12 protein-coding genes are annotated in these 16,328 nt (G+C 71.5%); 7 read left to right on the forward strand and 5 right to left on the reverse strand.

The annotated features are described in order from the left end of the window. Positions 1–38: 38 nt before the first annotated feature. Entirely contained in the window at positions 39–3,347 is a 3,309-nt protein-coding gene (locus ACFY6U_RS20240; protein WP_390040021.1) for a S8 family serine peptidase, read from the reverse strand. Positions 3,348–3,558: 211 nt separating this feature from the next. Between ACFY6U_RS20240 and ACFY6U_RS20245 the strand changes: the two genes are divergently transcribed. The 6 genes from ACFY6U_RS20245 to ACFY6U_RS20270 all read left to right on the forward strand — a co-directional run bounded on the left by ACFY6U_RS20245 (position 3,559) and on the right by ACFY6U_RS20270 (position 9,686). Continuing rightward, complete coding sequence (locus tag ACFY6U_RS20245) at positions 3,559–4,023, forward strand: NUDIX hydrolase (protein WP_390040023.1); 465 nt, start codon at positions 3,559–3,561, stop codon at positions 4,021–4,023. A gap of 244 nt (positions 4,024–4,267) precedes the next feature. Next, complete coding sequence (locus ACFY6U_RS20250; protein WP_390040025.1) at positions 4,268–6,043, forward strand: TIGR03767 family metallophosphoesterase; 1,776 nt, start codon at positions 4,268–4,270, stop codon at positions 6,041–6,043. A 97-nt stretch (positions 6,044–6,140) separates the two neighbouring features. Continuing rightward, a complete protein-coding gene (locus ACFY6U_RS20255; protein WP_390040027.1) occupies positions 6,141–6,557 on the forward strand; it encodes a YciI family protein in 417 nt (138 codons plus the stop codon). Further along, the gene (locus ACFY6U_RS20260; RefSeq protein WP_390040029.1) at positions 6,557–7,702 is read left to right on the forward strand and encodes an RNA polymerase sigma factor; all 1,146 of its coding nucleotides are present in this window, start codon (positions 6,557–6,559) and stop codon (positions 7,700–7,702) included. Before ACFY6U_RS20255 ends, ACFY6U_RS20260 begins: the two co-directional genes overlap by 1 nt. A gap of 310 nt (positions 7,703–8,012) precedes the next feature. Next, positions 8,013–9,224, forward strand: coding sequence for a glycosyltransferase (locus tag ACFY6U_RS20265; protein WP_390040440.1), 1,212 nt, complete (start codon positions 8,013–8,015; stop codon positions 9,222–9,224). 93 nt (positions 9,225–9,317) lie between these two features. Continuing rightward, positions 9,318–9,686 carry a hypothetical protein gene (locus ACFY6U_RS20270; RefSeq protein WP_390040031.1) on the forward strand — a complete coding sequence of 123 codons (369 nt, stop codon included), beginning with the start codon at positions 9,318–9,320 and terminating at the stop codon, positions 9,684–9,686. A gap of 125 nt (positions 9,687–9,811) precedes the next feature. Here the strand turns inward: ACFY6U_RS20270 and ACFY6U_RS20275 are convergent, their stop codons facing one another. Both ACFY6U_RS20275 and pepN read right to left on the reverse strand, forming a co-directional pair. Then, entirely contained in the window at positions 9,812–10,849 is a 1,038-nt protein-coding gene (locus ACFY6U_RS20275) for a hypothetical protein (RefSeq protein WP_390040032.1), read from the reverse strand. A gap of 207 nt (positions 10,850–11,056) precedes the next feature. After that, positions 11,057–13,642, reverse strand: a complete 2,586-nt coding sequence (pepN, locus tag ACFY6U_RS20280; RefSeq protein ID WP_390040034.1) for an aminopeptidase N — start codon at positions 13,640–13,642, stop codon at positions 11,057–11,059. A gap of 149 nt (positions 13,643–13,791) precedes the next feature. Here pepN and ACFY6U_RS20285 point away from each other — a divergent pair, with 149 nt between their 5' ends. Continuing rightward, positions 13,792–14,454: a DsbA family protein gene (locus ACFY6U_RS20285; protein WP_351495350.1), complete on the forward strand. Its 663-nt coding sequence runs from the start codon at positions 13,792–13,794 to the stop codon at positions 14,452–14,454. A gap of 178 nt (positions 14,455–14,632) precedes the next feature. Here ACFY6U_RS20285 and ACFY6U_RS20290 read toward each other — a convergent pair whose 3' ends face one another. Together ACFY6U_RS20290 and ACFY6U_RS20295 are read right to left on the reverse strand one after the other, a co-directional pair. Next, positions 14,633–15,280 (reverse strand): superoxide dismutase, encoded by a 648-nt coding sequence (locus tag ACFY6U_RS20290; RefSeq protein WP_390040036.1) that lies wholly within the window; start codon positions 15,278–15,280, stop codon positions 14,633–14,635. A gap of 142 nt (positions 15,281–15,422) precedes the next feature. Next, complete coding sequence (locus ACFY6U_RS20295) at positions 15,423–16,313, reverse strand: TauD/TfdA dioxygenase family protein (RefSeq protein WP_390040038.1); 891 nt, start codon at positions 16,311–16,313, stop codon at positions 15,423–15,425. Between the last annotated feature and the right edge of the window lie 15 nt (positions 16,314–16,328).

Below are 16,328 nucleotides of genomic sequence, written 5' to 3' on the forward strand. Positions count from 1 at the left end.
GCCCCGCAGGACGCCCGCCCCCCCAGCACCGGACTTCGTTACTGCGTGACCTTCTCGATCTGCACGCTGCCGACGCCCGCGACCGTGCCGCGCGCGTTGACCAGCTGCACCCGGCCGAAGAACTCACGTCCCTCGGGGGCCGCCGCGGCGGCCGTGACCTGGCCGGTCACCGTGGCCGAGTCGCCCGTGGCCAGCTGTACCGGCGTCGACCCGTCGACCGTGACGGAGCCGAGCGCGGCGGAGAAGAACACGTCCCGGTAGTCGTAGTCGGTGGAGCCGGCCGGGACCGAGTAGCCCACGACCTCGATCGTGTAGGTCCCGGCGGCCGGCGAGGCGATGGAGACCGCCTCCTCCGAGTCGCCGTCGGCGGACTGCGCGACCTGCTTGCCGGACGCGTCGTACACGGTCAGGTCCAGGTCGGCCGAGGCGTCCGACACGTTGCCGATCGCCACGTCCAGGGAGTTCGTGCCCGCCGGCACGGTCACCGTCGTGGTCTGGGTCTCGCCCTCCCCGATGGCCGGGCGGGCCGTCTTCGAGGAGCCGAGCGGGCCGCCGACCAGCTTGCCGTCGAGGGCGGCGAACTTGTTGGTCACCTTCCAGGAGGCGGTGACCGGCGTGCCGACCTTCGCCTCGGGCACGGTCACGGTCTCCGGGTCGAAGGCCGCGCCGAGCACGGTGACGCCCAGCTTGTACGGGTTGTCGAGCAGCGGCGAGGTGCGGCGCGCCTCGACCTCGATCTCCCAGACCCCGGCCTGCGGGTCGGCGTACGAACGGACGTCGGGCGTGCAGCCGTTGCCGTTCAGGTAGTTGTTGTAGCAGTACGGGGTACCGGTGTTGTCGACCGGAGTGCCGTACGGGTGGATGGCGATGAACCGCGTCTGGCTCTTGTCGGCGAGACCGCTCATCGCGACCTCGAGGGAGGTGGCGCCCTCGGGCACGGTCACGAAGTACGACGTGGAGCTGTTGCGCTGGACCGAACCCGACGCCGAGTAGGCGTAGTGGACCGGGTCCGACACCACGACCGTCGTCAGGATCTGCTTGTCGACGCCCTCGGTCCGCGGGTCGTCGACCTCCAGGATCGCGGACTTGATACCCGAACTCTTCGGCCTGGCCTGCACCTTGACCGTCACCGGCTGGTTCAGCGGCAGCGTCACCTCGTCGGAGCCGAGGATCTTGAAGGTGTGCCCGGCGTTGTTCTCCAGGTGCAGCTCGTGGCGGATCGCCTTGTCCGCTCCGGAGGTACGGGTGATCGTGACGTCGTACGTCTTCTTCTGCCCGGCCTTCAGGCCGCCTTCACGGTCGTACAGGCCGGTGCCGTAGCCCGGGGTCTTCAGCGCGTAGTCGATGGCGGTGTCGACCGGCGCCTTCACCGTGTAGTCGTGCGCGGTGGCGTGGTCGCGGATGGACTCCCACGCGTCGACGATGTCGATCCGGCCCGCGCCCTCCTCGTACGCCTGAACGCCCTTGATGTGGTGGGCGGTCGAGGTGAGCGCGGTGCGCAGGTCGGCGGGGGAGAGGGCGATGCCCTTCTCCTTGGCGGCGCTCAGCAGCAGCGCGCTCGCGCCCGCCGCCTGCGGGGACGCCATCGAGGTGCCCTGGAGCATCGAGTAGCCGGCCGGGAGGGAGTAGCCCGCCTCGGCGACCGGGGAGCCGGGCAGCCAGGTCTGGGTGGAGTTGATCGCGGCGCCGGGCGCGACCAGGGTGGGCGTGAAGCCGCCGTCCTCGCGCGGGCCGCGGGAGGAGAAGGGCAGCAGCTGGTACTTGGTCGTCACCTGGGAGCCGTAGTTGGCGGCCCAGGTCTGCTTGGAGATGGCCGCGCCGACCGAGATGACCTTGTCGGCCAGCCCCGGGTCGCCGATGGTGTTCGCACCCGGGCCGGAGTTGCCGGCCGAGATCACCAGCTGCACGCCGTAGGTGTCGATGAGCCGCGTGTACAGCTCGGCGCGGGCGTTGTTGCCGTCGTTCAGTGCCGGGAGGCCGCCGATCGACATGTTGACGATGTCGACGCCCCGGTTGGCGACCAGGTCGATCATGCCCTCGGTGAGGGCGACGTTGGTGCAGCCGCCGGTCCAGGTGCAGGCGCGCGAGGAGACGATCTTCGCGCCCGGCGCCGCGCCGTTCATCTTCCCGCCGAACAGGCCGTTGGCGGCGGTGATGCCGGCGACGTGCGTGCCGTGCTCGGACTCGATGACCCCGATGTTGACGAAGTCGGCCTTCTTGCCGACCCAGTCCCCGCCGTACGGGTCCATGGGGACGTCCTTGCGGATCTGCACGACGAACGGCTGCCGCTCGACGACGTCGGTCGCCGGGTTGTCCGTGCCGAACCAGCCGATCTGGTAGCCGTCCTTGTACGGCTTCATCGGCGTGTCGTCGGAGAAGTCGTTGTTGTTGTTCAGGTCGACGGTGACCGTGCCCGCCGCCGGGTCGTAGAGCACGCCCCAGCTGTCGGTGGTGTCGCCGTCCCGGTTGGCGTCACCGGCCGCGTCGCCGCCCGTGGTGTACGACTCCTTGAAGGTGCTGATCTCGTACGACCCGGCGGGCGCCGTCCAGGTCCTGCCCCCGTAGGTGAAGCTCGGCCCGGACACGGCCGTGACCATCGGCCGCCAGGTCTGGTCGCTGTCCACGATCGGGTCGGTCGAGGTCACCCAGTCGACGATCTTCCGCTCGCCGGTGGTGGTCTTCTGCAGCGCCGGGTGGCCGAGGTCCACGCCGGAGTCCAGGATGCCGATGGTGATGCCCCGGCCGTCCGCCTTCGGGTGCTCCTTGACGAAGTCGACGGCGCCCGTCTCGAAGGAGGGGTTGTAGGGGTTCTCGGCGGGGGTGTTCTTGTTCGGCCCCGAGTAGGAGGACGTCGACTTGGCGGCCTTCGCGTCCGTCCCGCTCACCGTCGGGTCGTCGAGCTGGATCTCTCGGCGCAGGTCGATCGCGTGCACCGAGGACAGCTTGGCGGCGGCGGCGATCGCCGAGTCCGCCCGCCCAGTGGGGACGGTCGCCCGGACGTAACCGAGCTTGTCGTACGTACGGCCCACCGAGCCGCCCTTGACCGCGTCCAGCTCCTCGGCGACCTGCTCGGTCTGCCCCGGCGCGGTCGCGACCATCATCGTGACGTTCTTGGCGCCCGCGGCCTTGGCCTCGGCGAGCAGTTCGGCGTCGTCCGAACCGAGCTTGTCGTGGGCCGACTTGACGCCGGGGTCGGCGGTGGCGGACGCGGCGGGGGCCGTGGCCGCGGCGGCGGCCAGCGGTACCGGCCCGGCGGCGGAGAGCGCGGCCACGACACCGACGGCGACGGCTATTCGACCCAGGCGTCTGTGGCCCGGTATCGGGTCGTGCTGGGGGCTGAGGGTCATCTGCATCCCTTGTAGGTAAAGGAACGAGCATGGAGTGGCCGGAACTTGGTCAAGTACCGGCGCGTAAGCGCACAGCTTTCCCCAAGGGAACGGCCTTTTGGGAACGTTGACCGAATCGATATGAACGTATGGGGAAAACCCCCTATCTGCGCCCTTGCTGTGCGAGGAAATCCCGTTGGCCGCCGGCCGCCGCGGGCCCTACCGTGCCGACGTGCGCGAGAAGCTCAGGGTGGCGGCCTACGCCGTGTGTGTCCGTGACGGTCAGATCCTCCTCGCCCGGTCCCCGGCCGACGACGGCACGCCCGAGTGGGTCCTGCCCGGCGGCGGCATGGAGCACGGGGAGGACCCCTACGACACCGTCCGCCGCGAACTCATGGAGGAGACCGGCTACCGCATCGAGGTCACCGGCCTGCTCGGCATCGACTCGAACCGCGTCCGCTTCCCCCGCGCGGGTCTGCGGCGCCCCGCCACCGACCACCACGGCGTACGGATCGTCTACACCGGCGAGGTCGTCGGCGGCGAGCTGAGGAACGAGGTGAACGGCTCCACCGACATGGCCGCCTGGCAGGACCTCGACGCCGTACCGTCCCTCCGGCACGTCCCGCTGGTCGACGTCGCCCTGCGGCTGTGGCGGGAGCGGCCGGCCGCCGGACGGTTTGCACAAGAGCAGTCGTAAGCGCCGGAGACCCTCCCCTACCCCGGCAGATGAACGCGGAGTAGCCGGGCCCCGGCCGCCCGCAATCCGCTCCATGACCGGTCCCCACCTCGGCTGATCCACGTACGGTGATCGGCGCTGCGCGTTGCCGCCGCGTTCACGCGCAGGTCATCCCCGATGCCAACGATCCACAGTGAGCGGGAAGTTCGCGGAAGCGACCGCCCGCGACCACTGCCGACGCGTTCGTACTCGGGGAGATCGCGCCATGTCGCGCATACGCTCTGTCGCCACCTCCGCGGCCCGCACGGGCCGCGAGGCACTGGAGATCAACCGCCGTACCGTGCTCGCCGCCGCCGGAGCCGTCACGCTCTCCGCGGGCGTCGGCTACGCACTGCGTCCCACCGACAGCGAGGCCGCCCCCGCCGCGGCCGAGGAGCAGCCGGTCGCCGAGGGCCGCAAGGCCGCCGCGGCCCCCCTCGCCCCGTACACCAAGGGCACCACCCTCGCCTCCGTCGCCGCGCCCCGCAACAGCTCCGGCTACCGGCGGCTCGGCGACGGCGCAGGCTGGGCGCGCGTGCTGCGCTCCGACCTGGCCGCCGCCAAGTCCGGCCGGGAGAACCGCCGCACCGCCCTCGCCGCGTTCGTGCAGTTCACCGACCTGCACCTGATGGACGTCCAGCACCCGCTGCGCCTGGAGTACGTCCGCGTCCACGACCGGCACGCCTGGCGGCCGCACGAGGCGCTCACCGTGCCCGGCGCGGTCTCGCTCGTCGAGCGGGTCAACGCGCTGCGCGGCGCCCCGGTCACCGGCTCGCCGCTGCACTTCGTGATGACGACCGGCGACAACACCGACAACAACGCCCACTCCGAACTGGAGTGGTTCATGAAGGTGATGAGCGGCGGCCGGATCACCCCCAACACCGGTGACCCCAAGCACTACGAGGGCGTCCAGAACAGCGGGATGAAGCTGTACTGGCAGGCCTCCTCGACCGTCCGCGACCAGGACAAGGCGCTCGGCTTCCCGCACCTCGCGGGCTATCTGGCCGCCGCGATCCGCGAGGTGAAGAGCCCCGGCCTCAACCTGCCCTGGTACTCCACGGTCGGCAACCACGACGCCCTGCCGCTCGGCTGCTACGGCTCGCACGCCGACCCCTACCTCGTCGCGGCCGCGGTCGCCGGCAAGAAGCTGATGTCCGTCACCGACGCCGACGCCAAGAAGCTCCAGGACGCCATCCACAACGCCCAGGACCCCAAGGGCAGCGGCTACCGCGACTTCCTCAAGGCCCACGCCCGGTCGATGCGCTCGGTCACCGCCGACGAGAAGCGCGCCCCCTACACCGCCGCGGACTACCTCAAGGCCCACCTGGACCCGGCCTACCAGGGCGTCGGCCCGGTCGGCCACGGCTACTCGAGCGCCAACGTGGCCGCGGGCACCCAGTACTACGCCTTCCGTATCTCCGACGACGTCATCGGCATCAGCCTCGACACGACGGACGCGGGCGGCCACTACGACGGCTCGATCGGCACCACCCAGCTGACCTGGCTGGAGAAGACCCTGAAGGAGAACAAGGACTCCTACGCGGTCGTCTTCAGCCACCACACCAGCCAGTCGATGACCAACACCCGCCCCGACCCGGCCCACCCGAGCGACCGCCGCCACACCGGTGCCGAGCTGGTCACCCTGCTCAGCCGCCACACCAACGTACTGGCCTGGGTGAACGGCCACATCCACCGCAACCTCATCACCCCGCACAAGGCCTCGAACGGCAACTCCTTCTGGGAGATCACCACCGCCTCGCACGTCGACTACCCGCACCTCGCCCGGATCGTCGAGCTGGTGGACAACAAGGACGGCACGATCTCGCTCTTCACCACCCTGATCGAGTCCGCCGCCCCGCACCGCACCGACTTCTCCGACCTCTCCCAGACCGGCCTCGCCGCCCTCTACCGCGAGCTGGCCTTCAACGCCCCCGGTGCGAGCAAGGCCCTCGCCGGCAACACGACGGACCGGAACACGGAGCTGGTCCTGAAAAAGAGCTGAAAGCGTCCTCGGCGGCGATGTCGAGAACCCGTGGCCGGCTCCGTCCCAGAGGTGAAGGCGGCCACAATGGGTCGCACCGGCACCGAGGAGAACCACCATGGCCAAGTACCTGCTGCTGAAGCATTACCGCGGCGCCCCGGCCCCCGAGAACTGCGTGCCCATGGACCAGTGGACGCCCGAGGAGATCTCGGCCCACATCCGGTACATGAACGACTTCGCGGCCAGGCTGGAGAAGACCGGGGAGTTCGTCGACGGCCAGGGACTCGCCCCCGACGGGATGTGGGTCCGCTACGACGGCGAGGGGCGCCCGCCGGTCACCGACGGCCCGTTCGCCGAGACCAAGGACCTCATCGCCGGCTGGATGGTGATCGACGTCGACAGCCAGGAGCGCGCCGTCGAGCTGGCCGGTGAACTGTCGGCGGCACCCGGGGCGGGCGGCAAGCCGATCCACGAATGGCTGGAGGTGCGCCCCTTCCTGGCCGCGCCGCCCACCATCGCGGAGTCCTGCCACTGATGGACGAGGTCCTGCTCAGGAGCCTCACCCCGGGCGTGCTCACCGTCCTCGTCCGCCGCGGAGCCGACTTCGCGGCGGCCGAGGACGCCGTGCAGGACGCCCTGGTCGAGGCGATCCGGGTCTGGCCGGCGGATCCGCCGCGGGACCCGAAGGGCTGGCTGGTCACCGTGGCCTGGCGGCGGTTCCTCGACGCGACCCGCGCGGACACCGCCCGCCGCCGGCGCGAGGACCGGGTGGACGAGGAGCCGCCGCCCGGGCCGGTCCCCGCCGCGGACGACACCCTCCAGCTCTACTTCCTCTGCGCCCACCCCTCCCTGACCCCCTCCGCCGCGGTCGCGCTCACCCTGCGCGCCGTCGGCGGTCTCACCACCCGCCAGATCGCCCGGGCCTACCTGGTGCCCGAGGCGACCATGGCGCAGAGGATCAGCCGGGCCAAGCGCACCGTCTCCGGCGTCCGCCTCGACCGGCCCGGCGACGTCGCCACCGTGCTGCGCGTCCTCTACCTGGTCTTCAACGAGGGCTACTCCGGCGACGTCGACCTCGCCGCCGAGGCCGTCCGGCTCACCCGGCAGCTCGCGGCCCGGATCGACCACCCCGAGGCGGCCGGGCTGCTCGCCCTCATGCTGCTCCACCACGCCCGCCGCGCCGCCCGCACCGCGCCCGACGGCAGCCTGGTCCCCCTCGCGGAGCAGGACCGCAGCCGCTGGGACACCCGCCTGATCGCCGAGGGCGTCGGGATCCTCCAGGGAGCCCTCGCCCGCGACCGCCTCGGCGAGTACCAGGCGCAGGCCGCCATCGCCGCCCTGCACGCGGACGCGCCCACCGCCGGGGAGACCGACTGGGTGCAGATCGTCGAGTGGTACGACGAACTCGCCCGCCTGACCGACAGCCCCGTCGTCCGGCTCAACCGCGCGGTCGCCGTCGGCGAGGCCGACGGACCCCGCGCCGGCCTCGCCGCACTCGCCGAGCTGGACGCCGGTCTGCCCCGGTACACCGCCGTCGCCGCCCACCTGCACGAACGAGACGGCGATACGGCGACCGCCGCACGCCTGTACGCCGAGGCCGCCCGCAAGGCCCCGAACCTCGCCGAACGCGACCACCTGACCCGCCGGGCCGCCCGCCTCAACGCCCACCGCGGTTCGTGACATCGTCGCGCGTCCGGGCGCTCCGCTTGCCGATTTTTTGCCGTCGGCCGCACTCGTCCGGAGGGCGCGGGGGAGTCGGATGCCCTTGCAAAAGCGCAGGTCAGAAGGGTGACAGCGAGGGAAGTGGAATGATGTTGGCGGCAGCGGGTCCGGCACTGATCCTGTAAACGCATCCGACTCCGACACGAGACACTCCGTTCATCCGAATGAAACGTCCGTACCGCCTCATATCGGCTAACCCGCGGATCCCGGGGATGGCTCGATCTGGTGCAAGGCAGGTGGTCGTGTGGACGCTCGGCTCGGACTTCGTGTGCTCTCGGTCTACGAGGGTTTTTTCTCCGGGGGAGCCCGGATCGTGCACAGCGATGTGCTGCTGGGCCTGGTAGAAGGCGGACAGCAGTGGCATCGGGTGCTGAGTCTGCACGGTGAGGTCCACCGAGAAGCCACCACGCAACGCATGGAGGACGACGCGTGTTACCGGGCCCTTACGGCCGGTGGCATCGAGGTCTCCTCCCTCGGCCGCACCGCCGGGCTGGTGGACGGCACCGTCGCGGCGTCGGTTTTCAGCGGCCCCGAGCTGGCCGATACGGCCCGGGCCATGGCCGGCGCGGACGTCATCCTGTCGCTGAAGGAGCAGCCGCTCGCGCTGCTCAACCAGGCCGGGCTGCCCCGCCGCCCCGTCGTCGTCTGCCTGCACCGGTCCGACCCGGAGAACCAGGGCCCGGCGCTGGACGAACTCAAGGCCGCCATCGCGGACGGCACGGTGGTCGCCTGCGTGTGCTGCGCCGAGTCCACCCGGGACGCGTACGAGGCCGCCGGGATCCCCGGCGAGCTGCTGCACGTGATCCCGAACGGCGTCGACCTGCTCCGCTTCCGGCCGGACGCGGCGCTGCGGCTCGCCTTCCGCGAGTCCCTCGGCATCCCCGCCACCGCTCCCGACGCCCCCGTGGTCGTGTTCGCCGCCCGGTACGCCGGTATGAAGAACGTGCCGCTCTTCCTGCGGGCGGCGCGGGCCTGGCTGGCCCGTGAGGGCGGCGGTCACGTCGTCGTGTGCGGGGCCGGGATGACCGAGGACAACCCCGCCCTGTGGGCCGACATCGAGGTCGCCTTCGGCACCGACCGGGCCGCCCTCGGCGACCGGCTGCACCTGCTCGGCGTACGGCACGACATGGAGACCGTCTACGCCGGCTCCGACGTCGTCGCCCTCACCTCCGCCTCCGGCGAGGCGGCGCCGCTCTGCCTCATCGAGGGCATGATGTGCGGTGCCGTCCCGGTCACGACGGACGTCGGCGACAGCGCCTCGATCGTCGAGGGACACGGGTTCGTGACGCCCTTCGACCCCGACGCGATCGCCTTCGCCTGGTCGGCGGCGGTGGCCGACCGGGAGCTGTTCGCGCCCGCGCTGGCGGCGAGCCGCGAGCGGTTCAGCCGTACCCGCATGATCGCCGCCTACGCCGACCTGCTCGACCACGTCGTCGGCGACGTCCGCGACGAGCTGCGCCCGGGCGTCGGCGGACAGTAGCAGCCCGCCGGTCCGCTCCGCCCGCGACTGCGCCGCGGGCGGAGCGGACCGGCGGCCGCAGTCAAGTCGGCCGAGGCGACCCACTGGATCGAGGTGCGCGCCCACGTCGCCCACCTCACCGGCGACGGCCGCCTCGCCGTGCGCCTGTGGCTGAGCGCGGCCCGCTTCCACGCGGATCCGCCCCGGCGGGAGACCGCGCGGACCCGGCTCTGCCTGGAGCGGGCCTTCACAAAGTGGCAGCGCCTGCGCGACGACACCGCGGTGCGGGAACTGGCCCCGGCTCTGCGGCAGATGTACGTGAGCCAGCCGGACGACCCGGGTGAGGGCCGCCGGTGGGACGGCGGTGTACGTGAGATCGACGCCCGGCTCGGCGCCTACGGCGCCGCGGATCGCGACGTGAGAAGTGGCCGTCGGTCCCCCTCCGAACCGGCGGCCCCTCCCTTTCCCGGCCCCCTCGCCTGAACGCTGCGGTGCTTCGCCGTCGTTCGGCTGCTGCGCCGTCGTGGCCGGGCGCGCAGTTCCTCCTCCAGCCTTCGGCCGGGGGTACCCCCGGCGCCCCTTACGGGGCGCTGTTGCGGGGGCGTTTTTCAGCGGGGGAGCACCACCACGTGCGCGGCCGGGTCGCGGTCGTCCGCCGCCATCAGGGCCGTGCGGACCACCGCCGCCTGCTGCTCCATCGCGTCGCGGAGCTTCCTCGGGGTGAGGTAGACGACCGTGATGCCGAGGCGTTCCAGGTGCTCCCGCTTGCGGGCGTACTCCGACCACAGGGCGTCCTCATCCTGGCGCGGTGCGCGCGTGTCCAGTTCGACGGCGACCCCCTGCTCCGGCCAGTAGGCGTCGAGGCCGCCCAGGTGGGGGCCGCCCGGCAGCCTCAGGTCCACGTTCCAGACCGGGTCGGGGAGGCCGTGCTCGCGGACCATCCGGTAGAGGCGCGCCTCGGCGATGGCCCGGCCCTCGGCGACCAGGGAGTCGACGGCGTCCACCACGTGGGGGCGGGAGAGCAGCTTGGCCTGGTTCAGCTCCCGCACCACCGCCGCCGGTTCGCAGTGGCCGCCGCGCACCGCCTCGGTCAGCAGCCGCCGTACCGCCTCCGCGTCGGTCAGGTCCGCCACCGCGTCCGCGAGGGCACGGGGGACCGGGGCGACCGGGAGGCCCGTCACCTGCTCGGGGGTGGGCAGGGCCGGGGTGCGGAGCACGCGGACGTAGGAGGTGGAGCGCAGCCGGCGCATCCGCGGGACCAGGACGTCCACGTGGTCCAGGGCGAGCAGCGGCGGGGTCGCGGAGAAGCCGTGCAGGGTCAGTGCCGCCAGGCCCGTGATCATCGCGTCCGCGTAGACCGTGCGGTGCGGGGAGTCCGGGGTCGGCTGCGCCGGGACGCCCGGGGCCGGTTCGCGCGCCGTGAACAGGAGGGCGCCGTGCAGGCGTTCCTCGCTGGTCGGCGGGCCGGGGTGGAGCAGGACCACGCCGGGCAGCAGCTGCTGCCAGGGGCCGCCCGGCCGGCACTGCTCGGCGATCTCGGTGGCCGCGACGCCGTGCGAGCGGAGCTGGGCCGTCGTCAGCACCCGGCGGCGGACGTCGGACAGGTGGCGTAGGGGGCGGGGGGAGAGCGGGGTGTTGTGGGTCATGGCGTCGGGATTCCCGGGGCCGGCCGGGTCCTTAACCGGTGTTACGCGTTCGTCGAAAAATACGGACAACACGGTACTAAAGGACGGGTGTTCGGGTGCCGAGTAGGGAGCCAAAACCCCTGGTCCGGATGGGTGGGGACCAGGGGTTACGGCCATGATGGAATGAATTGCGTAACGGTCACCCGGAGGCTAACCGTTGGCCAAAGGTCAGCGCGTGGCGGCCTCGGCGGCCCGCGCGTCGCACTCCTGTCCGCGCAACGTCCGTGCCAGGTCGTCCCGGGCCTCCAGGACCAGCCGGCGCAGCGCCGGAGGCGCGTCGGCGTGCGCCGTCAGCCACGCGTCCGTCGCCTTCAGGGTCTGCGGGCGGTCCTGGAAGGAGGGGTACAGGCCCCGGACCACGTCCATGCCGATCTGGATCGAGCGGTCCTCCCAGATCCCGGCGATGATCTCGAAGTACTTCTCGGCGTACGGAGCCAGCAGCTCCCGCTGCGAGGCCTGGGCGAAGCCCGCGATCGTCGCCTCCACCAGCGCGTTGGACAGCGCCTGCGACTCCACGACCTGCGCCCACGCCTGCGCCTTCACCGCCGCCGACGGACGGGCGGCGAGGCAGCGCACCTGGTGGCGCTTGCCGGACGCCGTGTCGTCCCGGGCCAGTTCGGCCGCCAGGACCGACTCGTCGGCCAGGCCGTGCGCGGCGAGGGGTTCGAGGAACGCCCAGCGCAGCTCCTGGTCGACGTCCAGGCCCTCGATCGCCGCCGCCCCCGACAGGAGGTCCTGGAGCAGCCGGAGGTCCGGAGCGTCCGCCGCCGTCGACGCGAAGAACCTGGCCCAGGCCAGCTGGTGCTCGCTGCCCGGCGCCGCCTGCCGCAGCTCCCGCAGGGCGCCCTCGGCGAGCAGCCGCCCGGCCGCCTCCCGCCCCTCGGGCGCCACGTAGTGGACCAGCGCCGACTCCGCCCACGCCTGGAGCATCTGCAGCACGCCGATGTCCGACTCGCGGCTCGCGAACCGCAGCACCAGGCCGACGAAGTCCCGGGCGGGCAGCAGCGCGTCCCGGGTCAGGTTCCACAGCGCCGACCAGCACAGCGCCCGGGCCAGCGGGTCGGTGAGCGCGCCGAGGTGGCCGCGCAGGGTCGCCAGCGAGGTCTCGTCGAAGCGGATCTTGCAGTAGGTGAGGTCGTCGTCGTTGACCAGGACCAGCTCCGGGGCCTCGGCGCCGGCCAGCTCGGCGATCACCGTGCGGGGGCCGTCCACGTCCGCCTCGGCACGCGCGTACCGGACCAGATCGCCGCCCTCCAGCCGGTACAGGCCGATCGCCACCCGGTGCGGGCGCAGCTCGGGGTGCGACTCGGCCGCCTCCTGCAGCACGGCCAGCTCGGCCACCCTGCCGTCCCCGTCCAGCAGCACCTGCGGGGTCAGCGAGTTCACCCCCGCCGTCTGCAGCCACTTCCCGGCCCAGGCGCCCATGTCCCGGCCGCTGGTCTCCGCGAGGACCGACAGCAGGTCGCCGAGGCGCGTGTTGCCGTACGCGTTGCGCTTGAAGTAGCGGCGGGCGCCCTCCAGGAACGCGTCCTGGCCGACGTACGCCACCAGCTGCTTGAGGACCGAGGCGCCCTTGGCGTAGGTGATGCCGTCGAAGTTGAGCTTGGCGTCCTGGAGGTCGCGGATGTCGGCCGTGATCGGATGCGTGGAGGGCAGCTGGTCGGCGCGGTACGCCCAGGCCTTGCGGCGGTTGGCGAAGGTGGTCCAGGCGTTCTCGAAACGGGTCGCGCCGACGTTCGCGAACGTGCCCATGAAGTCCGCGAAGGACTCCTTCAGCCACAGGTCGTCCCACCACACCATGGTGACCAGGTCGCCGAACCACATGTGGGCCATCTCGTGCAGGATCACGTTGGCGCGCGCCTCGTACGACGCCTGCGTCACCTTGCCCCGGAAGATGTACTCCTCCCGGAAGGTCACCAGGCCCGGGTTCTCCATCGCGCCGAGGTTGTACTCGGGCACGAACGCCTGGTCGTACTTCCCGAACGGGTACGGGTAGTCGAAGTGGTCGTGGAAGAAGTCCAGGCCCTGCTTGGTGATCAGGAAGACGTCGTCCGCGTCGAAGTAGGGGGCGAGGCCCTTGCGGCACATCGCGCCGAGCGGGATCTCCAGCGTCGAGCCGTCCGGCAGGGTGCGGGAGTACGAGTCCGTCACGTAGTGGTACGGCCCGGCCACCACGCACGTGATGTACGTCGAGATCGGCTTCGTCTCGGCGAACCGCCAGACCCCGTCGGCGAGTTCACCCGCGCCGTTGCTCCACACCGTCCACTCCTCGGGTGCCCGCACCTCGAAGCGGAACGGCGCCTTGAGGTCCGGCTGCTCGAAGTTGGCGAAGACCCGGCGGGAGTCGGCCGGCTCGTACTGCGTGTAGAGGTAGACCTCGCCGTCCTCGGGGTCGACGAAGCGGTGCAGGCCCTCGCCGGTGCGGGAGTAGGCGCACCGGGCGTCCACCACCAGCTCGTTCTCCGCGGCCAGGTCCTCCAGCGCGATCCGGGTGCCGTCGAAGACCTCGCCGGGGTCGAGGTCCTTGCCGTTGAGGGTCACGGCGGTCACGGCCGGTGCGATCAGGTCGGCGAAGCTCGACGCGCCCGGCTCGTTGCAGCGGAAGCGGATCGTGGTCACCGAGCGGAAGGTGCGCGGCTCGTCCTGGCCCTCCCCGACGGCGGACCGTACGTCCAGCGACACGTCGTACCCGTCGACCGACAGCAGGGCGGCCCGCTCCCGGGCCTCGTCGCGGGACAGATTCTCACCGGGCACGGGCGGCACTCCTTCGTGTCGATACGCATCGTTGTCGGTACGCCGAAACAGCACCGATCCTCCCACGTGCACCTGACGGCGGGCACCCGGGAATGGGGTGGCCGGTGCCGGTGTTGCCGCTGGAAAAGGCCCGTATTCCGAGGAGAGCCATGTCCGAGACCGTGACCAGCTCAGGCAAGACCCCCGTCGACTTCTGGTTCGACCCCCTGTGCCCCTGGGCCTGGATGACCTCCCGGTGGGTCCTGGAGGTGGAGAAGGTCCGCGACATCGAGGTCCGCTGGCACATCATGAGCCTCGCGGTTCTCAACGAGCCGAAGCTCGACGAGCTGCCCGAGGAGTACCGCGAGCTGCTGGAGACCAAGGCGTGGAAGCCGATCCGCGTGGTCACCGCGGCCTGGCAGAAGCACGGCTCCGACATCCTCGGCCCGCTGTACACCGCGCTCGGCACCCGTATCCACAACAACGGCGAGGGCCCGACCGTGGAGGCCATCGCGGGCGCGCTCGCGGACGTCGGCCTGCCGGCCGACCTGATCGACTACGCCGACCAGGAGGACTTCGAGTTCGACGCCGAGCTGCGCGCCTCCCACAAGGAGGGCATCGACAAGGTCGGCCAGGACGTCGGCACCCCGGTCATCGCGGTCCCCGGCTCCGACGGCGAGCAGATCGCCTTCTTCGGCCCGGTCGTCACCCCCGCCCCCAAGGGCGAGGAGGCGGCCCGCCTGTGGGACGGCACCCTCGCGGTGGCCTCCGTCCCCGGCTTCTACGAGATCAAGCGGACCCGTACCAAGGGCCCCGACTTCAGCAACCTGTAGGCCGTCCCGCCGCGCCCGGCCGTCCCGCCGGGCGCGGATCCTCCCGACAGCCCCGCACGCCCGCAAGGGGTAGCGCACAGGCGGCCCCCGCGAGTCACGTCCTCGTGGGGGCCGCCCGCTTTCCGCCTGCCCCGGTGAACGGTGAGAAGACGATCACGAGGCAGGACGTGTCGGCGGCTCAGGGAGCCAGGAGCAGCACATCCGCCCGGGACCGCGCCGCCGCGTAACGGCGCGCCACGTCCTGCCAGTCGACGACCGCCCACATGGCGTCGATGAAGTCGACCTTCTGGTTCCGGTACTGGAGGTAGAAGGCGTGCTCCCAGGCGTCGAAGACCAGGACCGGGGTGGACCCCTGGCCGACGTTGCCCTGGTGGTCGTAGACCTGCTCCACGATCAGCCGCCCGCTGAGCGGCTCGTGGGCGAGGACGCCCCAGCCGGAGCCCTGGGTGGTGGCCGCCGCCTTGGTCAGCTGCGCCTTGAAGCCCGCGAAGGAGCCGAAGGACTCGGTGATCGCGTCCGCCAGCTCGCCCACCCCGTCCGCCGCGAGCGGCTCGCCCCCGCCGTCCTTCGGGCCGGTCATGTTCTGCCAGTAGATGCTGTGCAGGATGTGGCCGGAGAGGTGGAAGGCCAGGTTCTTCTCCAGCCCGTTGACCGCCCCCCAGCTCTCCTTCTCGCGCGCCTCCGCCAGCTGCTCCAGGGTGTCGTTGGCGCCCTTCACGTACGCCGCGTGGTGCTTGTCATGGTGCAGCTCGATGATCTCGGGGCTGATCACGGGCGCGAGCGCGGAGTAGTCGTAGGGCAGTTCAGGAAGCGTGTAGACGGGCATGGGTCCCCTCCGAACCTCTTATTGCAAAGAACTTGCAACTACACATTAGCAACAACAAGCCGGGCCGGGGTAAGAAGCGAGGCCCCCACGTGTCGTCACGTGAGGGCCTCGCGGAAGCGGGCGCGCCGTCAGCGCGCCGCGGTCACGCCGCTACGGATGTGTAGTGCGAGGCGTCCCCCTCGATCGAGTAGCTCTCCTTGCCCTCGATGCCGGCCGGGACGTCGCCGGCGACGGTGACGCGGTTGAGGCGGCGCGGCCTGCCGTCGTAGTTGTCGATGGCGTAGTGCTGGGTGATGCGGTTGTCGAACAGGACGAGCTGGTTCGGGGACCAGCGGTGGCGCAGGATGTTCTCGGGGCGGGTGACGTACGCCTGGAGCAGGTCGAGGATCCGGCGGGACTCGTCCTTCGACAGGCCGACGATCCGCTGCGCGAACCCGCCGATGAACAGGCCGCGCTCACCGGTCAGCGGGTGCACCCGGACCACCGGGTGGACCGTGCGGAAGTTGATCGACGTGAACTGGGCGCGCTGGGCGGCCTTCTCCTCGTCGATCTCCTCGTCCGGTACGGCGTAGTCGTAGTCGTTGGTGTGCTCCGCCCACAGCGTGTCGGCCAGCGCCCGCAACGGGTCGGGGAGCTGGCGGTAGGCGGCGGCCGAACTGGCGATCAGGGTCTCGCCGCCGTACGGCGGGACCGTGATGGAGCGCAGCGTGCTGGCCTGGGGCGGGTTCAGGACGAACGTCACGTCGGTGTGCCAGTGGTTGGCCCGGCCGCGCTCGCTGTCGACGGGCAGCACGTTCGGGGCGCCGTCGACGGCGGGCACCGTCGGATGGGCGGTGGTGAGGTCGCCGAACTGCCGGGCGAAGGCCTCCTGGCCCTCGTCGTCGAGGCGGACGTCGTCGAAGACCAGGGCCTTGTGGGCGTTCAGGGCCTCACGGACCGCGGCGACCTGCTCCTCGTCGAGCGGCTTGGCGATGTCCACGCCCAGGACCTGGGCGCCTATGTTCGCGGTGACCTTGCGGATCTCGATGGACATGCGGGGGCGTCCTTT

This window comes from Streptomyces sp. NPDC013157 (assembly GCF_042899865.1).
Classification (GTDB): domain Bacteria; phylum Actinomycetota; class Actinomycetes; order Streptomycetales; family Streptomycetaceae; genus Streptomyces.

What these genes read in the sequence shown, in the direction of transcription:
- ACFY6U_RS20240 (WP_390040021.1), bottom strand. Translation starts at nt 3,347, where the DNA reads ATGACCCTCAGCCCCCAGCACGACCCGATACCGGGCCACAGACGCCTG.
- ACFY6U_RS20250 (WP_390040025.1), top strand. Translation starts at nt 4,268, where the DNA reads ATGTCGCGCATACGCTCTGTCGCCACCTCCGCGGCCCGCACGGGCCGC.
- ACFY6U_RS20255 (WP_390040027.1), top strand. Translation starts at nt 6,141, where the DNA reads ATGGCCAAGTACCTGCTGCTGAAGCATTACCGCGGCGCCCCGGCCCCC.
- ACFY6U_RS20260 (WP_390040029.1), top strand. Translation starts at nt 6,557, where the DNA reads ATGGACGAGGTCCTGCTCAGGAGCCTCACCCCGGGCGTGCTCACCGTC.
- ACFY6U_RS20275 (WP_390040032.1), bottom strand. Translation starts at nt 10,849, where the DNA reads ATGACCCACAACACCCCGCTCTCCCCCCGCCCCCTACGCCACCTGTCC.
- ACFY6U_RS20285 (WP_351495350.1), top strand. Translation starts at nt 13,792, where the DNA reads ATGTCCGAGACCGTGACCAGCTCAGGCAAGACCCCCGTCGACTTCTGG.
- ACFY6U_RS20290 (WP_390040036.1), bottom strand. Translation starts at nt 15,280, where the DNA reads ATGCCCGTCTACACGCTTCCTGAACTGCCCTACGACTACTCCGCGCTC.
- ACFY6U_RS20295 (WP_390040038.1), bottom strand. Translation starts at nt 16,313, where the DNA reads ATGTCCATCGAGATCCGCAAGGTCACCGCGAACATAGGCGCCCAGGTC.